The following is an 18,979-nucleotide window of genomic DNA, read 5'->3' as shown; positions in this document are numbered from 1 at the left end:
CTATTGCACACCGGCGGCCAGCGCGCCCGCCAGAGTGCTGTGGTGGCAAGCGGGGGAGCCTGCGGCTGCCTGGACCGGGACTTCGCCGACGCATCGCTGCTTTTGCTCCTCGCCGAGGGTGGTGAACAGCGGGCAGCGGGTGCGGAAGACGCAGCCGCTGGGCGGGTTGGCCGGGGAGGGCAGGTCGCCGCGCAGCCGGATCTTCTCCTGGGCCCGGGCCTGCCGCGGGTCCGGCAGCGGGACGGCCGAAAGAAGTGCCCGGGTGTAGGGGTGGCGGGGATTGTCGAAAAGCTCGTCGCGGGAACCCTGCTCCACCATTTTGCCCAGGTACATCACCGCCACCTGGTCCGAAATGTGCCGGACCACGGAGAGGTCGTGCGCGATGAAGATATAGGAGACTCCGGTATCCTGCTGGATTTCCTGCAGCAGGTTGACCACCTGGGCCTGCACCGAGACGTCCAGCGCGGAGACAGGTTCGTCGCAGACGATCACGGATGGGTTCAGCGAGATGGCCCGGGCGATGCCCACGCGCTGGCGCTGGCCGCCGGAGAATTCGTGCGGGAAGCGGTTGTAGTGCTCGGCCTTGAGCCCCACCTGCTCCAGCAGTTCCTTGACCCGGTTTTTCAGGCCGCCCTGCGGGGTGATTCTTTGCGCCACCATCGGGGCCGAGATGGCCGTGCCGATGCTCTGCCGGGGGTTCAGTGAGGCGAAGGGGTCCTGGAAGATCATCTGGACCTTGCGCCGGAAGTGGTAGAGGTCCCGGCCGCCCAGCTGGCTGATGTCCACGCCGTCGACGACGATCCGCCCGCCGGTGGGGTCCATCAGCCGGGCGATCATCCGGCCGGTGGTCGACTTGCCGCACCCGGACTCACCCACGAGTCCCAAAGTCGTGCCGCGTTCGAGGCTGAACGAGACGCCGTCGACGGCTTTGACGGTGCGCTTCCCGCCCGGAGCGAAGAGTCCGGTCTTGATGGGGAAGTGCTTCTGGAGGTTCTCCACCTGGAGAATGGGCTGTTGTTCCATGGTGGTCCTATCGGGAATTCCGGATGCTGAGGATCTGTGGGCCGCTCAGGTGGCAGCGTGTGCCGTGCCCGTCCTCGCTGGTGAACTGGGGCCGCTGCGATTCGCAGACGCCGTCGCCGGCGAGGGCCGCGTACTCGCAGCGTGCGCTGAAGATGCAGCCTTGCGGCAGGGCAAGGAGCGACGGCGGCTGGCCCGGGATCGGGTTCAGCTTGCCGGACCCGGTGGTCAGGGTGGGCATCGAGTTGAGCAGTCCCAGGGTGTACGGGTGCCGGGTGTTGTAGAAGATTTCGTCCACCGGCCCGGACTCGACACACTGCCCGCCGTACATGACCAGGACGTCGTCGCACACCTCTGCTACAACCCCGAGGTCGTGGGTGATGAGGATCAGTGCAGAGTTGGTCTCCTGCTGGAGTTCGGACATAAGGTCCAGGATCTGGGCCTGCACCGTGACGTCAAGGGCGGTGGTGGGTTCGTCGGCGATCAGCAGCTCCGGCTCGCAGATCAGTGCCATGGCGATCATGGCCCGCTGGCGCATGCCGCCGGAGAAGTGGTGCGGGTACTCGTCGAAGCGCATGTCCGGGCTGGGGATTCCCACCCGGCCCAGCATGTCGACGGCGGCCGCCCGGGCCTGCTTCTTCGTCGCCTTGTTGTGGACTAGGTACGCCTCGGCGATCTGGTGGCCCACCGTGTAGAAGGGGTGCAGCGCCGAGAGCGGATCCTGGAAGATCATGCCGATGTTCCGGCCGCGGAGCTGCCGCATGCCGGCTTCGGGGAGCGTCACCAGGTCTTTGCCCTGGAAGAGGGCCTCCCCGGTGACCTGGGCGGACGTGCCCTTGAGCAGGCCCATGAGCGCCTGGCTGGTGACGGACTTCCCGGAGCCGGATTCGCCCACGATGCCGAGGGTCTGGCCACGCTCGAGCGTGAAGTCCATGCCGTTCACCGCGGAGACCACGCCGTCGTCGGTGGGGAACTTCACGGACAGGTTCCGGACCTCCAGGAAGGCTCCGGTCATGACGGCTCGGGGCGCAGAGGCGGGTTTCGGCGCAGGGGCGGCGACCGCCGTCGGGCGTGTTTGGGGCTGGGTCATTGGAGCCTCACTCGGGGGTCAATGGCTGCGTAGGCGAGGTCGACGACGACGTTCGCGACGATGACGAAGAAGGCGGCCAGCATGGTGATGGCCATGGTGACGGGAAGGTCGCCGGAAACGGCGGCGCGGACGGCGGTGAAGCCAAGGCCCGGAACCGAGAAGATCTGCTCGGTCAGCACGGCACCGCCCAGGAGCAGGCCGATGTCCATGCCCAGCATGGTCACCACCGGGGTGATGCCGGCGCGCACGCCGTGCTTGAAGGTGACGGTGCGCGGGGCCAGGCCCTTGGCGCGGGCGGTCCGGATGAAGTCCTCGCCGAAGGTCTCGATCATGTTGGTGCGCGTCACCCGGATGTAGGAGGCGCTGAACAGTACCGCGAGGGCGATCCACGGCAGCAGGTAGTTCAGCACCCAGGCCAAAGGGCCCTGCGGCCCGAAGGGACTGTTGATCTCGTTGGTGGTGAACGGCAGCAGGTGGAACTGGTTGACGAACACCAGCAGCAGGAACAGGCCCGTGACCGGGATGGGCAGCGAGACGCCCACCGAGGCGGCGCCGACGATGAATTTGTCCGTGGCGGAGCCCTTGCGCAGGGCGGCCAGGAGGCCGAGCCCGACGCCGGAGAGGGTCCAGAGGACCAAGGCGCCGATGGCCATGGAGAAGGTATAGGGGAGCGAACGGGCGATGATGTCCGAGACGTTCTCGTTGGTCTGGAACGACTTGCCAAGGCAGGGCCACTGGCAGAGGGACTCTGCGCCCGGAGCGCCGATCATGCGGGACGAGAACAGGCCGCGCATGTACTCCACGTACTGGACCAGGAACGGCTGGTCCATGCCCAGGGCCACCCGGGCTTCCTGCACCCGTTCGGGGGTGCATTCCTGGCCGCAGGCCGCGGAGGCCGGATCCGCAGGGCCGAACTGGAACAGGGTGAAGGTGATGAAGCTGACGGCGACGAGGAGCAGGAACAGGGAGCCTGTCCGGCGAAGGATGAAACGGATCATGGTGCTGGTTGCGGGCCGCCCGGAGTCTTCCGGGCGGCCCGCGTCTCCTTTGCGATGAGGCGGTTAGTGTTCGACGCCGACGATCGAGAGGTCGATGCCGCCGAAGAAGTAACCCACCTGGGCGTTGCGGATGTTGGAGCCCACCACGCTGTTGGTGTGGCTGCGGATGAGCGGGATGATCGGGTAGGCCTTCAGAGCCTTGTTGAACTCCTCAGCCCACTTCTTGCCCAGTTCCTCGGAGGTGCCAGCCGTGTTGCGCAGTTCGTACATGGCCTTGGAAACCTGCGGGTCGAAGTACCGGGAGGTGTTGGAGAAGCCGTAGCTGGTGCCGTCGTTGTTCGGACCCAGGATCGGGTCGGCCGAGGTGCGGACCGAGGACGGGTCGGCGCCGCCGCACCAGCCGGAACGGCCCATGTCCGGGAGCTGCTCGCTGGCCAGCACGGAGTAGTAGTTCGGGGCCGGGATCGGCACAAGCTGCACGTCGATGCCCAGGGCCTTCAGGTTCTGCTGGACCACGGTGCCGGTGTTCTTGTAGGAGTCGCGGTTGTTGGCGTAGCCGTACGTGAGGGTCTTCGGGTAGTCCTTGCCTTCGAGGAGCTTCTTGGCTTCCTCCAGCTTCGGCTTGCCCGCGGGGTCGATCTCCAGGCCCGGATCGGCGTAGCCGACCATCTTCGAGTTCAGCGGGCTCTGCTCAAGTTCGCCGAAGCGGCGTCCGCCGTACTGGACCAGGATGGACTGGCGGTCCAGGGCGAGGGCGATCGCCTTGCGGACGTCCGGGTCCTTGAGCTTCTCGGTGTTCAGGCTCAGCACGTCGTTGCAGCCCAGGAGGCCGGACGCCACGCGGTCCTTCACCTGCGGGTCGGCCAGCTTGGCCGAGTCCGAGGTCTGCATTGCGCCGTTGGAGTCCAAGGTGATGGCGTTGGGGTCGGAGTTGGCGAGCAGTTGCTGGCTGATGGTGCTCTGGGAGGTGGAAAGCGAGAAGCTGAAGGTGTCCGGCAGGGCGGTGCGGTTGGTGTCGGTGGCCGGATCCCAGTGCGGGTTTCGGACCAGCTTGAGGGACTTGCCGCGGCTGTAGGACTGCACCATGTAGGGGCCCGATGAGACGGGGTGGTTGGTGTAGTCCAGCTTGGTGTCCTTGTCCTTCGGGACAGGGGCGGTGTTCGAGCGGGAGGCAAGCGCCGGGAACTCGGCGAACGGCTTCTTCAGGTGGAAGACGACCGTGCGCGCATCGGGGGTTTCCACTGCCTTGAGCACGGCGGACGGATCCTTGTACGGGCCCTTGTAGCCGCCGTCGTCGAGCGCTGCATTGAGCTCCTGCGGGGCCTGGGTGTACACGTCCTGCGCGAAGGTGCGCTCCACGCCGTACTTGATGTCGGCCGAGGTGATCGGCCGGCCATCCTCGAATTTGATGCCTTCCTTGAGGGTGTAGGTCCAGCTCATGCCGTCCTTGGAGACCTTGCCCGTGTCCGTGGCGAGGTCGGGGACAACCTTGGGCGGCTGGCCTGCGGTTTCCTTGGCCATGGTCAGCGTCCGGTAGTACAACTGGCCGACGTTGGCCGTCTGGACGTAGTTGCTGTTTCCGGGATCCAGGGTCTGGAAGTCCGAAGACATCAGGACGTTGATGTTGCCGCCCTTGGTGGTGAAACCGGACTTCACGATCTGTGGTGCGGACTCGGTGACCGGGCCTGCCGAAGCGTTGTTGCCCGGCTGGCTCTGGCCGGCCGCGCAGCCTGTTGCGGCGGTGGCGATCAGCACGGCAAGGGCAAGCGCCCTGCTGCGGTTCTTCATGGTTCTCCTCTTTGAGTTGATGGAACGGAGGGTGGGTATGACGGAGTCGGGCGGATGGAACGGGGGCGTTCGGTGGAACGGGTGCAGGGAGTGCTAGTGGCGGGAGGCCTTGGGATCCAGGGCATCGCGCACGGCGTCGCCGAGCAGGTTGAAGGCCAGGACGGTGACGATGAGCATGGCGCCGGGAACGGCCAGGAACCACGGATCGCTCAGGTACCAGTTGCCGGCCTGGGCGGCGTTGAGCATCTGGCCCCACGACGGTGTGGGATCCTTGACGCCGACACCCAGGAAGGACAGCGCCGCCTCGGCGGAGATGTTCGTGGGAATGAGCATGGTGGCATACACCAGCACCACGCCCATTACGTTGGGGATGATCTGGCGGAACAGGATGCTCAGGTGCGAGGAACCGAAGGAACGGGCCGCCTCGACGAACTCGCGCTCGCGCAGGCTGAGTACCTGGCCGCGCACGATCCGGGCCAGGTACGCCCAGCCGAAGAAACCCAGGATGATCACCAGTGATGCCATGGGCAGGAAGCTGCCCTGGCCCAGCGGCGTATCGCGGAGCCGGGACTGCAGGATGGGGGTCAGGGACAGCACCAGGAGCAGGTGCGGGAAGGCAAGGAACAGATCCATGAGGCGGCTGATGACCGCGTCGGTCTTACCGCCGAAGTAGCCGGCGGCCGCACCGAGGACTGTGCCCAGGACCACGGACACGGCCGTGGACAGCAGGGCAATGGTGAGGGAGACCTGGCCGCCGAAGGCCAGGCGGGCGAACAGGTCGCGGCCGAGGCCCGGTTCCACGCCCAGCCAGTGGCTGGCGGAGGGGTACATGTAGCCCGGGAGCGGGAGGCCCGGGGTTTCGAAGTCGTCAAGCACTTCGGGGCTGGTGTTGGAGGTGAAGGGATCATTGCCGGACATGGCACTGAGGACCGGTGCGAGGATCGCGAACAGCATGATGGCCACTACTACGCACAGGCTGAGCAGGGCAATCTTGCTGCGACGGATCCTCAGCCAGGCGGTGGCCAGCAGGGAACGGGCCTCGGCGGGCCGGTCCCGGGAGGGGGCCGCGCTCGCGGTGCCAGGCTCGGCTGGGGACTGAAGCTGAGTCAACGGAAAAGCTCGTTTCGTGGTTCGAGGAGTGCGCTCCGGAACGTTTTGTATACCAAACTCAGGCTAGGATAGTTCCGATGCGATGTAAATCACAAAACGTGGATTGTCTGGAATACCAAACACCAAGCGGTATATGACCCGAAAGCGGCCCGCGAAGGCCGCGGCGGGGAAAGAAAGGAAGCACAGTGAGGATGAGCGTTCTTCCCGGCGCGGGCCACCCCCGCGGTACTGCGGAACAGCTGTTTTGGCCCGTGTATGCTCGGGTGAAGTGATGGGCGGTGTGACCCGCCGTGCTCCGGTGGTCAGTGCCGGGACAGTGAGCTGGAGAGGGGCCATGCCGATGACGACGCCGGTTACGGGAACACTGAACGGCCGGGACGATGAAGCCCGTGCGGAACAGGTGTACCAGCTGGTCCTTGAAGGGATCGTTGCCGGCGAGTATGCGCAAGGAACCCGGTTGCGCGAGCGGGAGCTCTCCGAGCTCTACAGCGTCTCGCGGATCCCGGTGCGCGAGGCCATCCAGCGGCTGGAGCAGGACGGCTTCGTGGAAACCTTCCCGCGCCGCGGCGCGGTGGTACGCAGGCTGAGCCTCAGCGACGTCAATGATCTCTTCGACGTGCGGCTGTGCCTGGAAACCTTCGCCGCACGGATGGCCGCCGTGCAGGTCGCCCAGGGCGCCCCGGGCGAGAGCCTGCAGGAACTGCTCGACGCCGGACGGCAGGCGATCGACGACGGCCGCACCGACGACGTCGTACGCCTCAGTGCCGCGTTCCACGCGGAGATCGTTCGGCTTTCGGGCAACCGCCTGCTGATCGAATCGGTCAAGCCGCTGTTCGGCAGGATGCGTTGGATCTTCGGCCTGGCGCACAACCGCAGCAACGAACTCCAGCGCGACGAGCACGTGGAACTGTGCAAGGCGATCCTCGGCGGCCACGCTGAGCTGGCCTACTCCCTCGCCTACTCCCACATCGAACTGGGCCGCGAACCCGTGCTCCGTGGCCTCGCGGGAACACTGGAACCCTAAGGCTCTTTAAACCCCGACGGCCGGGTTGCTGCCCGCAGGCGGCAACCCGGCCGTCGTCGTCATCAGCGGTCCGGCATCAGTCGTCCGCGTCCGGATAGTCCTCAAGCTCGCTGTACCGGGACTCTTCGGTTTCGACTTCCAGGATCTTCAGCAGCTCGGTGTCGGGGTTGAGCATGATCGCGGCTTCGTCCCGCCGGTGGCGCAGCACCGTGTCCAGGTAGGACTGCACGGTTTCGGCCAGCGGGATGTGGCGGTCCTGCTTCTGGCTCATGTACCAACGGTGTTCGAGGACCTCGTGGACCACCTCGGCCGGTTCCAGCTTGCCCGCCAGTTCGCGCGGGATGGAGCGGACAATCGGCTCGAAGATCTGGCTCACCCACAGGTGGGCGCTGTATTCCTCGTCCATTTCCGGGTTGTTGTCCGCCCGGAACTGGTCCATGTCGTTGAGCAGGCGGCGGGCCTGGTTCTCCTGGGCGTCCAGCCCCGTGAGGCGCAGCAGGCGCCTCTGGTGGTGGCCGGCGTCGACGACCTTGGGCTGCAGCTGGATGGTCGACCCGTCCGCGGTGGTCTTGATGGCGTATTCCTCGACGTCGAAGCCGAGTTCGTTGAGTCGGCGGATGCGGGCGCCGACGCGCCAGCGCTCGCCCAGTTCGAAGGATTCCTTCCCGGTGAGTTCGGCCCAGAGGCGGCGGTAGGAGTCCATGATGAGCTCGGAGGTGGCCACGGGGTCCACTTTCTCCTCGATGAGTCCGCCGTCCAGCAGGTCCATCAGCTCCCCGGCGATGTTCACGCGGGCGATCTCGAGATCGTATTCGCGCTGGCCGGTGGACAGGTCCGGGTACAGTTCGCCGGTTTCTGCGTCCACGAGGTAGGCGGCGAAGGCGCCCGCGTCGCGGCGGAACAGGGTGTTCGAGAGGGAAACGTCGCCCCAGTAGAAGCCGATCAGGTGCAGGCGCACCAGCAGGAGCGCCTGCGCGTCGATCAGGCGCGTCAGGGTGTCCTTGCGGAGCATCTGGGAGAACAGGGCGCGGTACGGCATGGAGAACTTCAGGTGCCGGGTAACGAGCACGGGGTTCAGCGGCCTGCCATCGGGCGTGGTGCGTCCGGTGATCACGGCGACGGGCTCAACGCAGGGCACGTCCAGGCGGGCCAGTTTGCGGAGCATGTGGTACTCGTGGCGGGCCACGTGTTCGGAGGTTTCCTTGATGGCGATGACCGAACCGCCCAGGTGCGCGAAACGCACGATGTGGCGCGAGATGCCGCGGGGCAGGGCGGCAAGGTTTTCCGCCGGCCAGTCCTCCAGCGCGATGTGCCAGGGGAGATCCAGCAGTTCGGGATCGGCGGCGGCTGCGGTGATGTTGAGCGAGCCAATCACGCTCGCCGGGGGAGCGGTGTCCTTGGCGCTGGCGGCTTCGGTACGCGGCAGCTTGCCGATCTGCCCGTAGTCGGTCGGTTCGTCATGCCACTGGGCTCCGCTTTGCTCGGTCATGGTGTCAATTCTTCCGTATGAAGTGGGCGTTTAACGCCGACGGCGGCCCATCCGTGTGGAGGAGCCGCCGTCGGTTATGCGGTTATTGCTTTGTCGGTGGACGTTAGTCGCCCAGGCGCAGGCCCGTCTTGGTGTCGAACAGGTGCACGTGGCCCTGCTGCGGACGGACGAAGATGGCCTCGCCCTTCATCGGGGGGCGGCGGCCGTCGACGCGGGCCACGATGTCGTGGTCCTTGCCGTCCAGGGTGGTGTGGCCGTAGACGTAGGCGTCGGCGCCGAGTTCTTCGACGACGTCGACCTCAACCTGCAGGCCTTCGCCGGCCCCGACGGTCTCAAGGTCTTCCGGACGCACACCAAGGGTGACAGTCTTGCCGGTGGCGTCTTCGAGGACGTCGTGCTTGACGGGGTAGACAGCGCCACCGAACTGTACGCCGTCCCCGACAACCGGGAGCTCGAGCAGGTTCATGGCGGGGGAGCCGATGAAGCCGGCAACGAAGACGTTCTGCGGGCGGTCGTAGAGGTTGCGCGGGGTGTCGACCTGCTGAAGGAGGCCGTCCTTGAGCACTGCGACGCGGTCACCCATGGTCATGGCCTCGACCTGGTCGTGGGTCACGTAGACAGTGGTGACGCCGAGGCGGCGGGTCAGGGAAGCGATCTGGGTACGGGTCTGGACACGGAGCTTGGCATCCAGGTTGGACAGCGGTTCGTCCATGAGGAAGACCTGCGGGTTACGGACGATCGCGCGGCCCATGGCAACGCGCTGGCGCTGGCCGCCGGAGAGGGCCTTCGGCTTGCGGTCCAGGTACTGCTCGAGGTCCAGGAGCTTGGCGGCTTCGCGGACGCGCTCTGCACGCTCTTCCTTGGAAACGCCGGCGATCTTCAGCGCGAAGCCCATGTTGTCCGCGACGGTCATGTGCGGGTAGAGGGCGTAGTTCTGGAAGACCATTGCGATGTCGCGGTCCTTCGGCGGAACGTCAGTGACGTCGCGGTCGCCGATGAGGATACGGCCGGAGTTGACGTCCTCAAGGCCTGCGAGCATGCGCAGGGAGGTGGACTTACCGCAACCGGAGGGTCCGACGAGGACCAGGAATTCGCCATCGGCGATGTCGATGTTGAGCTTATCGACGGCGGGCTTGTCTGTGCCCGGGTACAGACGCGTAGCGTTGTCAAAAGTAACTGTAGCCACAGTTCTCATTTCCCTTCACCGGCAGGTACGTGCCGGACGATCCGTTGTGAATGGTTCTTTTTATTCAGTTGGACTCCCCGCCGAGGGACGCCTCATGAAAGGCGGCTCGGTCAGGGAGCTCATGCGACGCCGCACGGTGTCTGTGCGCCGCGTCACAAAAGAGAGTATGCCAGAAATCATCCCAGGCGAAGCAAATGTTACGTCCGTCACACTTCCGGGTGTTCGGCGGCGACATTTTCGCGCCGTTCCCGGAGCACGGCTTCGAGGAGTTCTGCCACGTGGACCGGCGCCTCGACCCGGAATTGGGCCTGGGTGAAGTCCAGGCCCACCTTGACGCCGATGTCCCCCGGGTGGAGCCTGGCCAGTGCGTCCTCGTCGGTGACGTCGTCGCCGGCGAACAGCACCGCCGTCGCGCCGGTGGCCTGGCGCAGGAACGCCAGCGCCTCGCCTTTGGAGGCGTGGACCACGGAGGCTTCCAGGACGCGTTTGCCATCCTTCAGGTAGACACCGTGCTTGTCCTGCAGCGCGGTGCGGGCCGCGTCGACGGCGTCCTCTGCCACGTCGTCGTCGGCCAACCGGGTGTGGAGCACGACGCCGGCGGGCTTGTCCTCGAGGAGGGTCCCCGGAGCGATGGCCACGATTTCGGCCAGGATTCCGCGGACCTCCGCCAGCAGTGCCTCCTGGTCGGGGTCCAGCCGCAGCCCGGCGGAGCCGGGCCCCAGCCAGGCCTCGGCGCCGTGGCTGCCGATCAGCAGGGTCGCGGCAGGAGGGGCGGCGACCGCGCGCAGGCTGGACAGGGCCCGCCCGGAGATGAGCGCCGTCGTCGTGCGGGGCAGGGCGGCGAGTTCGGCGAGAGCTGCAGCCGAACGCGGCAAGGGACGGGCATCACCGGCATGGTCGACGATCGGCGAGATGGTGCCGTCAAAGTCCATGGCCACCAGCAGCTGCTCGGTTTCCGCGATGGTGCGCACGGCGTCGAGCAGGTCGGGCGAGAGGCTCAGGGGCGGCTTGTTCTCAGCTGTCATTGCGGACCACCTTTTCTGCCAGGGCGGCGAGGAATTCGGAGGACCAGTGGTCGACGTCGTGGTCCAGGATCTGCTTGCGCATGGCGCGCATCCTGCGCCGGGCCTCGCCTGCCGGCAGGTCGACCGCCCGCATGATGGTGCTCTTGAGCCCGTCGATGTCGTGCGGATTCACGAGGAGGGCCTGCTTGAGCTGGTCGGCCGCGCCGGTGAACTCGCTCAGCACCAGGGCGCCGGTGTGGTTGGTCCGCGCGGCGACGTATTCCTTGGCAACGAGGTTCATGCCGTCCCGCAGTGCCGTGACCAGCATGACGTCCGCGGCGAGGTACAGCGCCACCATTTCCTCCACCGGGTAGCTGTGGTGGAGGTAGCGCACCGCGGTGTTCTGCATGGTGTCGTATGTGCCGTTGATATGGCCCACCGTGCCTTCGATCTCCTCGCGGAGGATCCGGTACTGTTCCACGCGCTCACGGCTGGGGCTGGCCACCTGGATGAGCGTGGCGTCCTGGACTTTCAGGCTGCCGTCCTGCAGCAGTTCCTCGAAGGCCTTAAGCCGGTGGCGGATGCCCTTGGTGTAGTCGAGGCGGTCCACGCCCAACAGGATGGTCCGCGGATTGCCGAGGTCGTGGCGGATCTGCCGTGCGCGCTCGACGATGTCCGGGCGCTCGGCGAGCTCGCTGATCTGCTCCACCGCGATGGAGATCGGGAAGGCCTGGGCGCGGGCGATGTGTGTAACTTCGCCGATGGAATCCCGGACTTGTACCTGCTGCTGCTTGACGCTCGCCCCGAGGAAGCGGCGGGCGGAGCGCATGAAGTTCGCGGCATCGCTGGGGCGCTGGAAGCCCACCAGGTCCGAGCCCAGCAGGCCTTCGAGGATCGCCTGCCGCCAGGGCAGCTGGGCGAAGATTTCCGGCGGCGGGAACGGAATGTGGTTGAAGAAGCCGATTTTCAGGTCCGGACGCACCCTGCGCAGCATCTGCGGGACCAGCTGAAGCTGGTAGTCCTGCACCCAGATCGTGGCGTTCTTGTCGGCGGACTGCACGACGGCGTCGGCGAACCTCTGGTTCACGCGGCGGTAGGCGTCCCACCACGTCCGGTGGAACTCCGGGCGGGCGATCACGTCGTGGTAAAGCGGCCACAGCGTGGCGTTGGAAAAGCCTTCGTAATACAGCTCAACATCGTCCGCGCTGAGCTCCACGGGGATCAGATCCATGTCGTCGTGGCTGAAAGGTTCGACGGCTTCGTCCGGGGCGCCGTGCCAGCCGACCCACGCGCCGTCGCTTTTTGCCATGAAGGGGGCCAGGGCCGTGACCAGCCCGCCGGGCGAGCGCCTCCAGCCTTCGCCGCTGTTCGCCGTGTCGTCAGCGGAACAGCGGTCCACAGGCAGCCGGTTGGAGACCACCATGAAGTCGTATTTGGCCGGCGCGGGCGAGGGTCTTTCCTTCGCCTTGGCCGTGAGTTTTTCGCTTGCCGGATTCTGCATTGCTGCCCCCTGGGATGGCTTGTGACTCACATCCCACCCTACCGGCGGGAATCATCACCCACATCCGCTCGTTCATTGGACGGGGTGGCGCCCTCAGCCGGACGCGCGGTCTTCACCCGTAAACTGGCCACAGTGCCCTACCCCCGTAACAGCCACCGAACAACGAGGAACTGATGAGCCCCGCAAACGAACCACGCCTGTCCAAGGCAGAGCGCACCGCCCAGGCCCGGGAACGCGCCCGCGAGATCCGCGAAGCGCAGCTTAAGAGGGACAAACGGAACAAGCTGCTCATCGGCTGGGGCATCGTGGTTGCCGTTGTGGTGATCGTTGGCATCATCGCGGTGACCGTCATGCAGGGCATCCAGAACAACGCCCCCATCGCGGACAAGGGCCCGACGCCGGCCAACGGCAACGTGCACGGTGGCGTGACTCTGCTGAAGGGCACCGAAGTGGCCAAGTCCGAGGCCGCCAGCGTCGACCTCGCCGCCCTGCCGTCCGCACCGGCCACCAAGCCCGCCACCGTCGTCGCACCGGGCGCCGAGGCCGAGGCGGGAAAGCCCGTCAAGGTCGTGGCGTACATCGACTTCATCTGCCCCGTCTGCAAGAGCTTCGAAACTGCGTACGGCGAAACGCTGACCAAGCTGCGGGATGAAGGCAAGATCACCCTGGAATACCGAGCCCTGGGCTTCCTGGACAGCCGCTCCACCACCAACTACTCCTCCCGCGCCGCCAATGCGGCGGCCTGCGTGGTGAACACCTCGCCGGACAAGTACGCGGCCTTCTTCAACCTGCTGTTCGAACGCCAGCCCGCCGAGGGCAGCGCCGGCATCTCGGACAACGACCTCAAGAAGATGGCCACTGAGGTGGGCGCCGCCAACATCGACTCCTGCGTGGACAACAAGACCTACCGGCCCTACGTGAAGGTCATCACCCAGGAGACCGCGAACATCGGCGTCACCGGCACGCCCACCGTCTTCATCGACGGCAAGCAGTGGAACGGCCAGACGACCCCGGACTTCCCCGGCGAACTGAACAAGGCCATCGCCGCGAAGAAGTGACTTCCCTGCGTTTGCGGGCCGCGCTCTTGGTTTCGGCGCGCGGCCCGCAGCCGCGTTTTGGAGGGTGGGCCCAGGAATGAGCTACCCTTGTTGAGCGTTCTTTTTTGACGCAGTGCCCCGCGTAAGGCCGGGGCAGAGGTTCCGGGTCCGCCGGGACACGCCTCCTTAGCTCAGTTGGCCAGAGCACCTGTCTTGTAAACAGGGGGTCGCCGGTTCGAATCCGGCAGGGGGCTCCGATTGAACCCCGCCAGTGCATGCGAGTATGCAGCTTCAGGCGGGGTTTTCTTGTATGCGGTTTTGGCAGCAAGCCACGGCGGTGCGGTTCGATGATCCCGGGCGCATGACAAGAGGGTGCTCGCCGCGCTCGAGGACGTCCGCAAGGACGGGCTGACGATCGCCGTCGGCGGCAACGCGATGGAGGGCCCGGGCTAGGGGCCGGGACCTGTCCATCTACGCTCTGAAGGACTTCTCCCGCGCTAAGTACGTCATGTACAACAGCGGCTGGGTCCGGCCGCAACCGTGCGGGCATGCACCCCGGGAAACCAGGGGTGCATGCTCATTCGAGGCTTTTCTCCACAATCGGCAGGCACTCGTTGCGGCTGTGCTCCACGTGCGCGAACGCCAGCGCGGCGGCAAGTTCGGCATGCCCGCCCAGGATCGCCTGGACGATGGTGCTGTGCTCGTCGTGCTGCACGGCCTGGTCGCGGTCCGCGGCCACGTGGAAGAGCCGGCGGAGCTGGCCGTTGACCGGCGACATCAGCCGCTTGAGCAGGCGGCTGCCGCTCAGCTCAAGGATTTCTTCGTGGATCTGGGCGTTGAGGTCGGCGATCAGCCGTTCGTCGCCCGTGACAAGCGCCCTGCCCGCTTCGGCCAGCAGGCCCGTCAGGCGGCCGGTGTCCGCCCCCGCCGCCGCTGCCTCGGCCGCCAGGCGGGCGGCGAGGACTTCGAGGCTGGCGCGGACGTCGAACAGTTCCGTGACGCCCTGGACGGTCAGGTGGGTCACGACGGCGCCGCGCCGGGGGAGCGTTTCGATGTAGCCTTCGCTTTCGAGCTGGGGGAGCGCCTCCCGCACCGGAACGCGCGATACCTCCAGTTCCAGGGCGACCTCGCGCTCGCGGATCCGCTGTCCGGGCGGGTATGTGCCGTCGATGATCCGCTCGCGTATCCACTCGTAGACGCTCCCGGTGCGCGAAGCCGAAGGTCGCGTCGCCATCGCCTCAGCGGTCATCAGGGGCTCCTTTTCTCACTTGCTGCCCACCTCGACGGCGCGGGCTTCTTTGGCATGCCAATAATCCACCCGAAGCGATGAATTCGGCAAGTTTCCCGGACGCCATCCCTGTTTGGCATGCCAAAAGTATTCTATCGTGATCCTGATAACACTTTGGAAGGAGACCCCCTTGGCCCTTATTCTCAGCGCTTCAGAGCTGGCTGCAGCGGTTGACATGAAAGCGACGATCCAAGCGCTGGAAAGCAGCCTGGTAGACCAGGCGAACGGTGCGGCCGCCCAGCCGGCCCCGCTTTCCATGAAGCTTCCCGACGCCGATTCCCGCTACCTGGTCATGGCCGCAGCCTCGGCGCCGCGCGGCCTGGTCGCCTCGAAACTGCTCAGTGACATCCCGGAGAATGCCCAGGCGGGGCTGCCGTCCCAGCGCTCGTCGATTGTCCTCGCCGACCGGTCAACGGGCGAAACCCTTGCCCTGCTCGACGGGCGTGTCCCCACCCGGATCCGGACTGCGGCCATGACAGCTGTGGCTTCCCGCCACCTTGCCCGGCCCGACAGCAGGGTCCTGGGCCTGGTCGGAGCAGGTGCCTTGGCGGTTGCGCACGTCGAAGCACTGCGGGCGGTCCTCCCGATCGACACCGTGGTGGTCTGGTCCCGCACGGCTGCGACCGTGGATTCCTTCCGCCGTGCCGTGGAACGTCATGGTGTCGAGGTTGTCCGCGCGGAACGCTTGCCCGGGGTCCTGGATGCCAGTGATGTCGTGTGCACGCTGACCCCGTCAGTGTCGCCGATTGTCTTCGGCCGGTGGTTCGGCGAGGGCCTGCACGTCAATGCGGTCGGAGCCCGCCCCCGCCCCGACCACCGCGAGGTCGATGCCGAGGCGATGGCGCGCTCGCGGGTGGTGGTAGACAGCTTGGAAACCGCACTGGCGAAGTCCGGCGATTTGCTCCTCGCGGTCGAGGAGGGGGCACTTCGGGTCGAGGACGTGGCGGGCGAGCTCGGCCAGGTGATCGCCGGTTCGGTGGCCGGCCGAGAAAGCCGCGAGCAAGTGACCCTCTTCAACTCCGTCGGCATGGGGCTGCAGGACCTGGCCATCGGGCGGCTTCTCTATGACGCCGCGGTGGAGCGCGGCCTCGGCCTGAAGGTCGATCTCTCCGCCTAGGGCGGCTCGGTCACTTGGCATGCCAAAACTATAAAATGTCACCTTTCACTAGTGACATTGCACACAAATAATGGAATCCTGTATGCCAGGAGCGATGAATGGACGCTCTGGTACCCCACACAGGATTCCCGTTCTCCCCAACAGAAAGGCAATGTGATGGCAACGACGCGGTCACTCCTTGAACGCATGGACGGCATGCGGGTCGGCAAGCCCCACATCCAGCTGGCGTTCATCGGAGGCCTTGGTCTGCTCTTCGACGGCATGGACGGCTCGCTCGTCTCCTACATCATGCCGATCATCAAACCGCTCTGGCACCTGGACGGCGCCCAGGCCGGACTCATCGGCAGCTCGCTCCTGATCGGTATCTTCATCGGAGCGATCGGAGCCGGCGCCCTTGGCGACCGGATAGGCCGCCGCAAGGTGATGATGTACGCCCTGGCCCTCTACGCCACCGCGACCGTCGTTGCCGCGTTCTCCCAGAACTGGGAGTTCTTCTTCACCATGCGGGTGATCGCAGGCATCGGCATCGGCGCCGAGGCCGCCATCATTCCCACCTTCATCGCCGAGTTCATCCCGAAGAAGCGGCGCGGCTTCTTCGTCGGTGCGGTGGCCGGCTTCTTCGCCCTCGGCTACGTCAGCGCCGCGCTGATCGGCACCACCGTCGTCGCCGGTTCCCCTGAGGGATGGCGGATCGGCCAGCTCGTCACGGCGGCCCCGATCGTGATGCTCCTCTGGTGGCGGCGGGTCCTTCCCGAATCCCCGCGCTGGCTCCTCACCCGGGGCCGCGACGCCGAAGCCGAACAGATCGTCCAAGGCCTCGAAGAAGGACGCCTCGTCCGCACCAGCGGCTCAGCCGTCGTCGCTGTCAGGGCAGAGACGCCGAAGGCGCCGCCGCTGTTCCAGCAGGCAGACCTGTGGCGGCACGGCAACGCCCGCCGCACGGCGGTCATCTGGCTCCTCTGGGTCTCGGTGACCTTCTCCTTCTACGGCTTCTTCGTCTGGATTCCCTCACTCCTCGTAGCCAAGGGGATGACAATCACGGGCAGCTTCACGTACTCGCTGATCATTACCATCGCGCAGATTCCGGGCTACTACAGTGCGGCGTTCCTGAATGAACGGCTCAGCCGCCGCGTGACCATCGCGATCTACCTGACCGGCGGCGCAGTCTCGGCGTTCCTGTTGTCCCAGGCCCCTGCCGAGGGCGCGGTCCTGGCCTTCGGATCCCTGCTCTCCTTCTTCATGAACGGCTGCTACGCCGGCCTCTACGCCTACACCCCTGAGGTCTACGGAACCAGGCTCCGCGCAACCGGTATGGGCAGCGCTTCGGCCTTCGGCCGGATCGGCGGCATCACCGCTCCGATCCTGATCGGCGCGGCCTACCCGGTGCTGGGCTTCGGCGGTGTGTTCACCATGGTCATGGCGGTCCTCGGAGGCGCGGCCCTGGTGGTCCTCGTCTTCGGCGTTTCCACCAGCGGCCGCTCCCTCGAGGACATCGATCAGCGCGCCTCCGGGAAGGCGGAAACGGCGACGGCGGACGCAGCCGGCCGGCTCGGCCCCACCAGCCCGTCGGTGCGGGCAGGCGAAATGAACCACGATGCCGGTTAGGACCGACCCCGGGCAAGCCCGCTCCCAGCCAGTCGTCCTCCGCAACGCGCGTATCCTCGACGTCGGGAGCGGCGAGGTGGGCCCCTCGCGCACCATCGTCGCCCGCGACGGCAGGATCGCAGAAATTTCGGGGTCCAGCCGCACGGTAGCGGACGCCGTCGACATCGACCTCAGCGGCCTGACGGTGCTGCCGGGCATGATCGACGCCCATGCCCATGTCACCCAGGCCTCCGGTGACTTCAACGAGATCCTGTCCTGGACGCCGTCGTACCATGCCGCACGCACGGCCCGGGTGATGCATGAGATGCTCCTACGCGGCTTCACGCTGGTCCGCGACATGGGCGGGGCGGACACGGGGCTGTCCCGCGCCGTGGAAGAGCGGCTGGTCACGGGGCCCAGGCTCAAGGCCGGCGGACCGATCTTCGCCCCCACCGGCGGCCACATCCTCACGAAGGTCTGCGACGGCGAGGTGGAACTCCGCCGGGCACTGCGTGCGGAGTTCCGCGACGGCGCAGACCACGCGAAGCTCACGCTCTCGGGCGGGGTCGTCTCCAAGATGCGGCTCGAAGCGCTGGGCTTCTCGGACGCGGAGGTGATCGCCGCCGTCGACGAGGCCCGGCTGGCGCACCGCTACATCGCAGCGCATGTCTACACAGCGGAGGCCGTCTCGCGGGCACTGCGGCTGGGTGTGCGCACGATTGAGCACGGCAACCTCCTGGACGGCGAATGCATCGAGCTGTTCCAGGAGAAGGGAGCCTTCTACGTGCCCACCCTGGCCACGTACTGGGCGATCCTCTCCGGAGCCAGCGGGCACGGCCTGGACCCGGCCAAGAAGGCCGCGGTGGAAGAGATCTTTGAACGCGGCATCGAGTCGCTGGCCAAGGCGTCGGCGGCCGGTGTCCGGATCGGCTACGGGACGGATCTGCACGGTGCCGGGCTGGCCCACCAACTCGAAGAGTTCCGCCTCCGTGCCCGGGTGCAGACACCTTTGGAGGTGCTCCGCTCGGCAACGCTGGTCGGCGCGGAAATCGTGGGGGAGAGCGGCAATGCAGGCGTGGTAGCCGAGGGCGGCTACGCGGACCTGATCGCTGTGGAAGGGGATCCGCTGACGGATATCGGGGTCCTGGCCGACGGGCGCTCGCTGAAGTTCATCCTCAGCGACGGCGATCCTGTGCCGATTCCTTGACGCTGCCGCCGCCTGGGGCCGGCCGACGCGTGAAGCGGCTGCCGGCCCCGGCCATGATCAGGGCGGTCAGCAACGCCGCGGCCACGTGGGTGACGAGCATCAGTTCCTGCAGGTGCCCCGCGGGCGCCGCGGTGGACCCCGGAACCGGGGGCAGGAGCAGCACGTGGGCGTGCGATACGCCCTGGGGTCCCGCGGATACTCCAGAGAAGAGCGCGAAGGCGGGATGCAGTACCTGCTGTGCCAGCCCGCAGAGCAGGAGCAGCGCCCACGCGGGCAACCGCAGCCGGGAAACCAGCGACGCCGCCATGCTGAGCAGCGCCGCCAGGGCAAGGAGCGCCGGCGGCCAGGGCAGCGCGCCGCCGGAAAGCAGATGTGCCAGCAGGCCCAAGCCCGTGGCGAGGGGGCCGAGCAGCCACGGCACGTAGCTTGGGGCCTGAATCTCCTTGGGATCCATGACTACTCCATGGTGCCCGGGTAGTGGGAGCAAAGGAATAGGTAATCGGGACTCAAGACGCCGTGGAAGGGGCCCAAAAGAC

General features: G+C 66.6%; 16 protein-coding genes and 1 tRNA gene. 6 read left to right on the top strand and 11 right to left on the bottom strand.

Going from position 1 to position 18,979, the window contains the following annotated elements:
* The 5 genes from DWV11_RS12530 to DWV11_RS12510 all read right to left on the bottom strand — a co-directional run bounded on the left by DWV11_RS12530 (nucleotide 1) and on the right by DWV11_RS12510 (nucleotide 6,006).
* Nucleotides 1–1,023 carry an ABC transporter ATP-binding protein gene (locus DWV11_RS12530; RefSeq protein WP_115789257.1) on the bottom strand — a complete coding sequence of 341 codons (1,023 nt, stop codon included), beginning with the start codon at nucleotides 1,021–1,023 and terminating at the stop codon, nucleotides 1–3.
* Nucleotides 1,024–1,030: 7 nt separating this feature from the next.
* The gene (locus DWV11_RS12525; RefSeq protein ID WP_245953599.1) at nucleotides 1,031–2,110 is read right to left on the bottom strand and encodes an ABC transporter ATP-binding protein; all 1,080 of its coding nucleotides are present in this window, start codon (nucleotides 2,108–2,110) and stop codon (nucleotides 1,031–1,033) included.
* Nucleotides 2,107–3,108 carry an ABC transporter permease gene (locus DWV11_RS12520; protein WP_115789255.1) on the bottom strand — a complete coding sequence of 334 codons (1,002 nt, stop codon included), beginning with the start codon at nucleotides 3,106–3,108 and terminating at the stop codon, nucleotides 2,107–2,109. The genes DWV11_RS12525 and DWV11_RS12520 overlap by 4 nt, the downstream gene beginning before the upstream one ends.
* A 63-nt stretch (nucleotides 3,109–3,171) precedes the next feature.
* Complete coding sequence (locus DWV11_RS12515; RefSeq protein WP_115789254.1) at nucleotides 3,172–4,896, bottom strand: ABC transporter substrate-binding protein; 1,725 nt, start codon at nucleotides 4,894–4,896, stop codon at nucleotides 3,172–3,174.
* Between the two features lie 93 nt (nucleotides 4,897–4,989).
* Entirely contained in the window at nucleotides 4,990–6,006 is a 1,017-nt protein-coding gene (locus DWV11_RS12510; protein WP_115789253.1) for an ABC transporter permease, read from the bottom strand.
* Nucleotides 6,007–6,340: 334 nt separating this feature from the next.
* On the opposite strand from DWV11_RS12510, the gene DWV11_RS12505 reads away from it, so the two are divergent.
* Nucleotides 6,341–7,030, top strand: coding sequence for a GntR family transcriptional regulator (locus DWV11_RS12505; protein WP_245953597.1), 690 nt, complete (start codon nucleotides 6,341–6,343; stop codon nucleotides 7,028–7,030).
* A 76-nt stretch (nucleotides 7,031–7,106) separates the two neighbouring features.
* Here the strand turns inward: DWV11_RS12505 and DWV11_RS12500 are convergent, their stop codons facing one another.
* From DWV11_RS12500 to DWV11_RS12485, 4 genes are all read right to left on the bottom strand, one after another.
* Nucleotides 7,107–8,519, bottom strand: a complete 1,413-nt coding sequence (locus tag DWV11_RS12500) for a DUF4032 domain-containing protein (RefSeq protein WP_115789251.1) — start codon at nucleotides 8,517–8,519, stop codon at nucleotides 7,107–7,109.
* 103 nt (nucleotides 8,520–8,622) lie between these two features.
* A complete protein-coding gene (locus tag DWV11_RS12495) occupies nucleotides 8,623–9,705 on the bottom strand; it encodes an ABC transporter ATP-binding protein (RefSeq protein ID WP_115789250.1) in 1,083 nt (360 codons plus the stop codon).
* A gap of 206 nt (nucleotides 9,706–9,911) precedes the next feature.
* Entirely contained in the window at nucleotides 9,912–10,730 is an 819-nt protein-coding gene (gene otsB / locus DWV11_RS12490) for a trehalose-phosphatase (protein WP_115789249.1), read from the bottom strand.
* Nucleotides 10,720–12,210 (bottom strand): alpha,alpha-trehalose-phosphate synthase (UDP-forming), encoded by a 1,491-nt coding sequence (locus DWV11_RS12485; protein ID WP_115789248.1) that lies wholly within the window; start codon nucleotides 12,208–12,210, stop codon nucleotides 10,720–10,722. The genes otsB and DWV11_RS12485 overlap by 11 nt, the downstream gene beginning before the upstream one ends.
* Nucleotides 12,211–12,383: 173 nt before the next feature.
* On the opposite strand from DWV11_RS12485, the gene DWV11_RS12480 reads away from it, so the two are divergent.
* Nucleotides 12,384–13,268: a DsbA family protein gene (locus DWV11_RS12480; protein WP_115789247.1), complete on the top strand. Its 885-nt coding sequence runs from the start codon at nucleotides 12,384–12,386 to the stop codon at nucleotides 13,266–13,268.
* Between the two features lie 159 nt (nucleotides 13,269–13,427).
* Nucleotides 13,428–13,501 (top strand) — tRNA-Thr (locus DWV11_RS12475).
* 323 nt (nucleotides 13,502–13,824) lie between these two features.
* Here DWV11_RS12475 and DWV11_RS12470 read toward each other — a convergent pair.
* Nucleotides 13,825–14,496: a GntR family transcriptional regulator gene (locus tag DWV11_RS12470; RefSeq protein WP_245953595.1), complete on the bottom strand. Its 672-nt coding sequence runs from the start codon at nucleotides 14,494–14,496 to the stop codon at nucleotides 13,825–13,827.
* 169 nt (nucleotides 14,497–14,665) lie between these two features.
* Here DWV11_RS12470 and DWV11_RS12465 point away from each other — a divergent pair, with 169 nt between their 5' ends.
* From DWV11_RS12465 to DWV11_RS12455, 3 genes are all read left to right on the top strand, one after another.
* Nucleotides 14,666–15,652: an ornithine cyclodeaminase family protein gene (locus DWV11_RS12465; RefSeq protein WP_115789246.1), complete on the top strand. Its 987-nt coding sequence runs from the start codon at nucleotides 14,666–14,668 to the stop codon at nucleotides 15,650–15,652.
* Between the two features lie 156 nt (nucleotides 15,653–15,808).
* A complete protein-coding gene (locus tag DWV11_RS12460; protein WP_115789245.1) occupies nucleotides 15,809–17,257 on the top strand; it encodes an MFS transporter in 1,449 nt (482 codons plus the stop codon).
* Nucleotides 17,247–18,443 (top strand): metal-dependent hydrolase family protein, encoded by a 1,197-nt coding sequence (locus DWV11_RS12455; protein ID WP_115789244.1) that lies wholly within the window; start codon nucleotides 17,247–17,249, stop codon nucleotides 18,441–18,443. The genes DWV11_RS12460 and DWV11_RS12455 overlap by 11 nt, the downstream gene beginning before the upstream one ends.
* Here DWV11_RS12455 and DWV11_RS12450 read toward each other — a convergent pair.
* Nucleotides 18,412–18,897, bottom strand: coding sequence for a hypothetical protein (locus DWV11_RS12450; RefSeq protein WP_115789243.1), 486 nt, complete (start codon nucleotides 18,895–18,897; stop codon nucleotides 18,412–18,414). The genes DWV11_RS12455 and DWV11_RS12450 overlap by 32 nt on opposite strands.
* Nucleotides 18,898–18,979 lie beyond the last annotated feature (82 nt).

The organism is Arthrobacter silvisoli, from assembly GCF_003369445.1.
GTDB lineage: Bacteria > Actinomycetota > Actinomycetes > Actinomycetales > Micrococcaceae > Arthrobacter > Arthrobacter silvisoli.
This window is presented reverse-complemented; position numbering and strand designations above follow the sequence as displayed.

Coding starts and splice junctions, on each gene's coding strand:
- DWV11_RS12530 (WP_115789257.1), bottom strand. CDS start 1,023: ATGGAACAACAGCCCATTCTCCAGGTGGAGAACCTCCAGAAGCACTTC.
- DWV11_RS12525 (WP_245953599.1), bottom strand. CDS start 2,110: ATGACCCAGCCCCAAACACGCCCGACGGCGGTCGCCGCCCCTGCGCCG.
- DWV11_RS12520 (WP_115789255.1), bottom strand. CDS start 3,108: ATGATCCGTTTCATCCTTCGCCGGACAGGCTCCCTGTTCCTGCTCCTC.
- DWV11_RS12515 (WP_115789254.1), bottom strand. CDS start 4,896: ATGAAGAACCGCAGCAGGGCGCTTGCCCTTGCCGTGCTGATCGCCACC.
- DWV11_RS12505 (WP_245953597.1), top strand. CDS start 6,341: ATGCCGATGACGACGCCGGTTACGGGAACACTGAACGGCCGGGACGAT.
- DWV11_RS12500 (WP_115789251.1), bottom strand. CDS start 8,519: ATGACCGAGCAAAGCGGAGCCCAGTGGCATGACGAACCGACCGACTAC.
- otsB (WP_115789249.1), bottom strand. CDS start 10,730: ATGACAGCTGAGAACAAGCCGCCCCTGAGCCTCTCGCCCGACCTGCTC.
- DWV11_RS12485 (WP_115789248.1), bottom strand. CDS start 12,210: ATGCAGAATCCGGCAAGCGAAAAACTCACGGCCAAGGCGAAGGAAAGA.
- DWV11_RS12480 (WP_115789247.1), top strand. CDS start 12,384: ATGAGCCCCGCAAACGAACCACGCCTGTCCAAGGCAGAGCGCACCGCC.
- DWV11_RS12470 (WP_245953595.1), bottom strand. CDS start 14,496: ATGACCGCTGAGGCGATGGCGACGCGACCTTCGGCTTCGCGCACCGGG.
- DWV11_RS12460 (WP_115789245.1), top strand. CDS start 15,809: ATGGCAACGACGCGGTCACTCCTTGAACGCATGGACGGCATGCGGGTC.
- DWV11_RS12455 (WP_115789244.1), top strand. CDS start 17,247: ATGCCGGTTAGGACCGACCCCGGGCAAGCCCGCTCCCAGCCAGTCGTC.
- DWV11_RS12450 (WP_115789243.1), bottom strand. CDS start 18,897: ATGGATCCCAAGGAGATTCAGGCCCCAAGCTACGTGCCGTGGCTGCTC.